Source organism: Paracoccus wurundjeri (genome assembly GCF_030678915.1).
GTDB lineage: Bacteria > Pseudomonadota > Alphaproteobacteria > Rhodobacterales > Rhodobacteraceae > Paracoccus > Paracoccus onubensis_A.
This window is the reverse complement of the sequence record NZ_JAUUTZ010000014.1, coordinates 113,393-120,190: the sequence shown is the minus strand read 5'-3', so window position 1 is coordinate 120,190 and position 6,798 is coordinate 113,393. Positions and strand designations below refer to the sequence as shown.

Below are 6,798 nucleotides of genomic sequence, written 5' to 3'. Positions count from 1 at the left end.
CCCCCCCCCCCCCCCCCCCCCCCCCCCCCCCCCCCCCCCCCCCCCCCCCCCCCCCCCCCCCCCCCCCCCCCCCCCCCCCCCCCCCCCCCCCCCCCCCCCCCCCCCATCGCGTGGCGCGAGTAACCGGCGTTTCCGCTGTAACGCGACAGGCGCTAGAGACAACCTCCACCGCTAGTTCTTCAGCACGATACAACGGCCACCAAGCTGCTTGAATTTCAGGCAGAAGGTCGCCGCCTCGCTCTTGCTGTCATAACCGACCTGCGCGGTGTAGACGGTGCGCGGCATGCCGCTTAGTTTCTTGCGGACATAGCCGACGCGCTTGCCGCCGAGAATTGGATGAAGGCTGCGATTCAGGCGGGTGACCTGCTGCATCGCGCCCGACCGGCTTGGGTGGCTGGCGATGATCACGCCCCATGGAGAAACCGGGGGCTGCGTGATGAATTCGCGCAGCTTGCGATCGCCCGCCATTTTTTCGCAGGCCGCAATGAAGGGCATGCCCGGGGTCAGTTCCAGTTTCAGATCGCCATCGGCCGGAGGGTTGTCGCGCCAGCGAAGGGCGCTGTAGCCGGTGATCGCCTCGACATAATCCAGCGTTTCATAGGGAAGCGTCGAAATCTGCCCGCCGACGAAGCGCGCTGCCCGGTTTTCGCCGCCGTTATAGGCGATGGCGGCAAGGCCGATATTGCCGAAGTAATCGCGCAGATAGGCAAGATACCATGCCGCCTTGCCAATGGCCTTGGCGGGGTTGAACGGATCGTCGAGGTCGTAAAGATCGGCGGTGCCCGGCATGAACTGGGCGATACCCAGTGCGCCTGCCGGGCTGACTGCGCCGGGTTCGAACCGGCTTTCCTTCCACAGCAGCCGCGCCAGAAAATTCGGATCAAGCTTATGCTCGGCCGCGTTTCTCTCGATCAGCAGGCAGACATCGCTGGCGTAACGTTTCAGCCGGACACAGTCGCGTCCGTCATCCGAGCAGCGTTGATCTTCGCTGGCATGCGGCGGTGGAGGAAGACCGATGATCGCATCCACTGCCGGGCGCGCCGAGGCAGCGCCGGACAGGATAAGGAAAATTGCTAAAAGCCCGATGAAATGGCGCATATACGGAAAATGAGTTTGGCGGGATCGGTATCAGTTGTCCTTCTTCTTTTCCTTGGCCTTGGCTTTCTTGCGTGCGGCCTTGTTCGCTTCTTTCTTTGCTGCCCGTTCTGCGGCTTTCTTGGCCTTGAGGGCGGCTTTCTCAGCCTGTCTTGCGGCCTTCTCTGCCTCTCTCTGGGCTTTTTTCGCCGCTTTTCTGGCTTCTTTCTCAAGCTGTTTCGCTGCCTGCTTGGCGGCTTTTCTTGCGGCCCTGCGGGCTTCTTTGTCGGGATCCGTCTCTGGTCGGGCCGCGGCGGGCGGAGCCGACTTGACGACGGTTGCCGGTGCGGCTGGCGCTGCTGACGCAGTTGGTTTTGGTTTGGTCGCCGGTGCGGGTTTCGCCGTCGATGCGACCGTGACTGCAGAGGCGGGCTTTGCTGCGGACGCGGGCTTTGCCGCCGCCGCCGGTTTCGCGGGGCGCTTGGCGACGCGGCGCGATGCAGTCCGTTGATCCGACGAACGGGTCTTTGTGGCTGGCGCTGCTGACGCAGTTGGTTTTGGTTTGGTCGCCGGTGCGGGTTTCGCCGTCGATGCGACCGTGGCTGCAGAGGCGGGCTTTGCTGCGGGCGCGGGCTCTGCCGCCGCTGCCGGTTTCGTGGGGCGTTTGGTGACGCGGCGCGATGCGGTCCGCTGATCCGACGAACGGGCCTTTGCCGGTTTGCGTGCTGCAGGCTTGCGCGCCGGGCTTGCGGATTTCGAGGCGGGCGCAGTACGGGTTGTCGCTGTCTTAGCGGTTGGGCTGGCTTTGGTGGTGGCGCTGGCTTTGGTGGTGGTGCTGGCCTTTGTGGTGGGGCTGGTCGTGGCTGTAGCCTCGCTGTCGGCCTTTATGCCGCGGCGGCGGCGTTCGTTATGCGTGCGGCGAAGCGCGGCGCCCAGGATGTCGGCCCTTGTCACATCGTCACCCTGTCCGGGATTGCCCGCGGATTTCAGCACCTTGCCCAGATCGGCAATGAGTTTCAGCAATTTCTCGTCGGTCAGATCGGTGATGGCCGGTTTCCGGCTGGCTGCGGCCAGCGTCTTTTCTTTCGCAGGTAGAATGTCCTGTTCGAGTTTCTGAAAATTCGGCATTATGGTCCCCTGAGGATATCGGATTGAATTGTGGCGCGCAGATTGCGGCAGTCTGCGCCGATTTGCAATTGAATTGGCCCCGATCGGTAAATCGGGGCCCAAAAAACACTTATAATATCTACCGCTGTCAGCGGGCCGGCACCGCGCTTTCAACTGGTGATGGAAGACCGGCGGGCGCTTCCCCCGTTGCCAGTGCCTGTTCCCGTGCGGGAATAACATAACCCTCGGGAGTCTCGATCAGCGGTCCTTCGTAGCGGAGGCTGTCTGCCTGACTGCGGACCGTCACACGGGCGCCCGGCTTGACCTGATCGAACAGATCCATGATGTCCTGGTTGAACAGGCGTATACATCCGGCAGAGGTCGCCTTGCCGATCGAGGACGGATCCATGGTGCCGTGAATCCGGTAATAGGTGTCTTGCCCGCCGCGATACAGGTAAAGCGCGCGGGAACCCAGCGGGTTGTCCACACCGCCGGGCAGGCCGCCGGCGAACTGGGCGTAAAGATCGGGCTCGGTGTTGATCATGTTCTGGGTCGGGGTCCAGCTTGGCCATCTTTTCTTCAATGCGACTTCGGCATTGCCGGCAAAGCCCTTGCCGGCCCGGCCGACGGCTACGCCGTAGCGCATGGCCTCGCCATTCCCGAGAACGTGGTAAAGCACGCGCGCATAGGGATCTACGACGATGCTGCCTTCGCTTTCAGGGCCGTTGAAGGGAACACGCTGACGCTTGTTGCGATCATTCAGATAGGCGGCGCGAACAGCGGGGATGTCGATCGGCTCGCCATTCGGACCGGTATCGGTCCGGGCTTGATATTCGGCCGGAACATGCCCGGCATCTAGATTGATTGTCGCGCGTTGAGCGGGCGTACAGGCCGCAAGGCCCAGAGCCGCAACAGCAAACAGGTAAGCGAAGCGCATCTTTAATTATCCTTATTCGGCAGCAGATGCCCGCAGAGGGCATCCGAAACAATAGAGGGTTGCGAATCCGGCATGGCAGCAGAACCTTGCAAGATTCGAGATGCCTCCATCAGCCTGTCACGCGCTCGGGCAGTCAACCCCGTGACAGGGCTATGCTGATATTTGGTTAAGGATTGTGGCTAATCTAACCTAGTTGGATCTCCCTATGATTGTTTTTCTGAGATTTAAAACAACTTTATGATGTAAATAGCTCACACTCTCGTTATTTCCACAACTGCCCGGGCCATGCGGCGCCTGTTCCGATGCGCCCGATTGCCCTTCCGGCTGCGCATGCTAAGCTGATGCGAAATCGGTAATGAAATTTGACGTGACAGACAAAGCCAATTCCCAGCCTTCGGCATTTTCGCCATTCCGGCATCGTGATTTCCGTGTTCTTTGGGCGGCGACGCTCGCGTCGAATTTCGGCGGGCTGGTGCAGGCGGTGGGTGCGGCATGGCTGATGACGCAACTGACCGAAAGCGCAACGCTGATCGCATTGGTGCAGGCTTCGAACACCTTGCCCATCATGTTGCTGGCACTGATCTCGGGCGCGTTGGCGGATATGTTCGACCGCAAGCTGCTGCTTTTGGTCGCGCAGGGCCTGATGCTGCTATCCTCGCTCGTTCTGGCAATCGTGGCGTGGCAGGACGCGCTGACTCCCTGGGTGCTTCTTGGCTTTACCTTTCTGATCGGGTCGGGGCAGGCGCTGTATAATCCGCCCTGGCAGGCCAGCATGGGAGATCTGGTCCCGCGCGAGGATTTGCCGGCCGCGGTGACTCTGAATTCGGTCGGCTTCAACCTGATGCGCAGCATCGGGCCGGCGGCGGGCGGGCTTATCGTCGCGTCGCTTGGCGCGGCGGCGGCTTTTACCGTCAATGCCGTCAGCTATATTCCGCTGCTGGGCGCGTTGGCGCGGTGGAAACCGAACACGGCTCCCCGCACCATGAGCCGGGAGCCGTTCTTTTCGGCGGTGGGGGCGGGGCTGCGCTATGTCGCGCTGTCGCCCAACCTGTTGCGGGTCATTCTGAGGGCGGCGCTGTTCGGCTTTTCCGGTGTCGCCGTGCTGGCATTGTTGCCGCTGGTCGCCAAAAGCCATCCCGAAGGCGGTTCGCTGCTGTTCGGCGGGTTGCTGGGGTGTTTCGGGGTCGGCGCGATTGTCGGGGCAATAATGAATCCGCGGATCAGGGCCCGCTACAATAATGAGATCGTGACCCGCTGCGCCTTCCTTGGCTTTGCGCTGGCGCTGGCCATCCTGGGCCAGACCGGGTCCGTCTGGCTGCATGCGTTGGCGATGCTGCCTGCCGGGGCGTCCTGGGTGCTGGCGTTGTCGCTGTTCAACGTGACCGTCCAGCTTTCGACGCCCCGCTGGGTGGTGGCGCGCGCGCTGGCGCTGTATCAGACCGCGACTTTCGGCGGCATGGCCGCGGGATCATGGGTCTGGGGCGCAATTGCCGGCACCGAGGGGTTGGGCACGTCCCTGACTGCGGCGGGCATCATGATGTCGACGGGCGCTCTGATCGGCCTGTGGTTCCGTGCGCCCGAATTCGGCAAGGCGAATTTCGATCCCGTCAACCGCTTTCAGGAACCGGCGCTGCGGCTGGATCTGCGGGGGCGCTCGGGGCCGATCATGATCATGATCGATTACAAGATCGCGCAGGCGGATGTGCCGGAATTCCTGCGCCTGATGCAAGAGCGCCGCAATATGCGCCGGCGCGACGGGGCGCGGAACTGGGCCTTGCTTCGCGATCTGGAGCATCCCGAATTCTGGACGGAAAGCTATCATCTTGCCACATGGGACGAATATATCCGTCATAATCTGCGTCGCACCAAATCCGATGCCGAGAAGATGCCTGCGCTTCGCGCCCTGCATCGCGGCGAAGGCGAGCCGGTCGTGCATCGCATGATCGAGCGGCATTCGGTCAGTCTTGAGGATGACGCTCCGCTGATCGGCAAGCTCGAGGTGCCATGAGATGACCCGGAACCCGTTGGTTGTCGCCCCCAATCTCAAGCGGCGCCTGTCCGGGGTGACGGCCACGGTGGTTCGTCTGATCCCGGTGCAGGCGCGGATGATTGCCATTGCCGCAACCGGCCCCGGCTTGCCCGCAAGCCTGCCGCATATTCCGTTGCTGAAGGCCGTTTTCATGCCGCGCGACCGCTGGCGGGTCTGGCATGCAAGACGCAATACCGAGATGCTGCTGGGGTTGTTGCTGGTCCGGATTTTGCGGCGCAGATACCGGCTGCTGTTCACCTCGGCCTCGCAGCGCAGGCATAGCGGCTATACCAAATGGCTGATCGCGCAGATGGATGCCCTTATCGCGACCTCGGCCAAGGGGGCGGCCTATCTGGAGCATCCGGCGCAGGTGATCCATCACGGCATCGACACGGATGGTTTCGCCCCGCCTGCCGATCGGGCCGTGCTGCGCGCGCGGCTGGGATTGCCGGAAACGGATTTGCTGATCGGTTGCTATGGCCGTATCCGCGCGCAGAAGGGCACCGGTGATTTCGTGCAGGCGATGATCGCGCTTTTGCCGTCGCGTCCGAATGCGACAGCGCTTGTCATGGGCCGCGCGACCGAGAAGCATCAGACCTATCTGGCCGATCTGAAACGGCAGGTGGAAGCGGCCGGCCTGACCGGGCGCATCCGGTTCCTGCCCGAGGTGACGGTTGACCAGATGGCCGATTGGTACGGCGCACTTGATCTTTATGTCGCGCCGCAACGCTGGGAAGGGTTCGGGCTGACCCCACTAGAGGCGATGGCCTGCGGCGTGCCGGTCGTGGCGACGCGTGTCGGCGCCTTTGAAGAACTGATCGTGCCGCAGGCGGGAACGCTGATCCCCCCGCAAGACGGTACAGAGATGCAGCGGGCCGTCGCGCATTGGCTGGACGATCCTGCCGCCTTGGCCAATGCAGGGCAGGCCGCGCGCGCCCATGCGGTCCAGCATCACGGGATCGAAACCGAGGCGCGGGCGCTTGTTCAGGTCTATAACGAATTGCTGGCGCGGCCATGACGCCGCTGCGCTTCCATATCGCCCGGCTGCTGCGGGACGAGGCGGCTCTGCTGTCTCTTTCCGTCTCGCAAGGGGAGTTGCTAGGGTCGCTGGCAGGCAAATCGGTGGCATTGGTTGGCAACGCGCGGACCCTGAGCGAAGCGGAGCAGGGCGCGCAGATCGACAGCCGCGATCTGGTGGTGCGCATCAATCGCGCGCCCATGCCCTCTCTGCGCAGCCATGGCGGTCGGACCGACTGGCTGGGGCTTGCCACCCGGTTGTCCGCGAAGGATCGCGCCCGGATCGCGCCGGGGCGTATCCTGTGGATGTCGCATAAGCGGAAAAGACTGGATTGGCAAAGCGCCAGCAGCGACGGTTTCTACCTGCATCCCCTGTCGGATTACCGGGCCCTGAAAAACCGGCTGGCCGCGCCGCCCAGCACCGGAGCAATGTTGATCGACCTGCTGATGCGCTCGGAACTTGCGCGTCTTACCCTGTATGGGTTCGACTTCTTCGCCAGCCAAAGCCTGTCAGGCCGCCGGACCGCCGAACAGGTGCCGCATGATTTCGGGGCCGAAGCCGCCTGGGTTGCCACTCTGGCGCAAGGCGATGAGCGGTTGACGCTGACCACACCGGCAAAAGGCAGATAAGCCG

Annotated in this window: 6 protein-coding genes; 3 read left to right on the top strand and 3 right to left on the bottom strand. The window is 63.1% G+C overall.

The features are described from left to right. Positions 1-171 precede the first annotated feature (171 nt). The 3 genes from Q0601_RS14895 to Q0601_RS14885 all read right to left on the bottom strand — a co-directional run bounded on the left by Q0601_RS14895 (position 172) and on the right by Q0601_RS14885 (position 3,118). Complete coding sequence (locus Q0601_RS14895) at positions 172-1,098, bottom strand: lytic transglycosylase domain-containing protein (RefSeq protein ID WP_305290643.1); 927 nt, start codon at positions 1,096-1,098, stop codon at positions 172-174. Positions 1,099-1,128: 30 nt separating this feature from the next. Then, on the bottom strand, positions 1,129-2,202 hold the full coding sequence (locus Q0601_RS14890; RefSeq protein WP_305290642.1) for a hypothetical protein: 1,074 nt from the start codon (positions 2,200-2,202) through the stop codon (positions 1,129-1,131). Positions 2,203-2,329: 127 nt separating this feature from the next. Continuing rightward, positions 2,330-3,118 carry a L,D-transpeptidase gene (locus Q0601_RS14885; RefSeq protein WP_305290641.1) on the bottom strand — a complete coding sequence of 263 codons (789 nt, stop codon included), beginning with the start codon at positions 3,116-3,118 and terminating at the stop codon, positions 2,330-2,332. 367 nt (positions 3,119-3,485) lie between these two features. On the opposite strand from Q0601_RS14885, the gene Q0601_RS14880 reads away from it, so the two are divergent. The 3 genes from Q0601_RS14880 to Q0601_RS14870 are packed head-to-tail and all read left to right on the top strand — an operon-like array spanning position 3,486 to position 6,794. Further along, positions 3,486-5,126 (top strand): MFS transporter, encoded by a 1,641-nt coding sequence (locus tag Q0601_RS14880; protein WP_305290640.1) that lies wholly within the window; start codon positions 3,486-3,488, stop codon positions 5,124-5,126. 1 nt (position 5,127) lies between these two features. Beyond that, on the top strand, positions 5,128-6,165 hold the full coding sequence (locus Q0601_RS14875; RefSeq protein ID WP_305290639.1) for a glycosyltransferase family 4 protein: 1,038 nt from the start codon (positions 5,128-5,130) through the stop codon (positions 6,163-6,165). Then, positions 6,162-6,794, top strand: coding sequence for a glycosyltransferase family 29 protein (locus Q0601_RS14870; protein ID WP_305290638.1), 633 nt, complete (start codon positions 6,162-6,164; stop codon positions 6,792-6,794). The genes Q0601_RS14875 and Q0601_RS14870 overlap by 4 nt, the downstream gene beginning before the upstream one ends. The last annotated feature ends 4 nt before the right edge of the window (positions 6,795-6,798 follow it).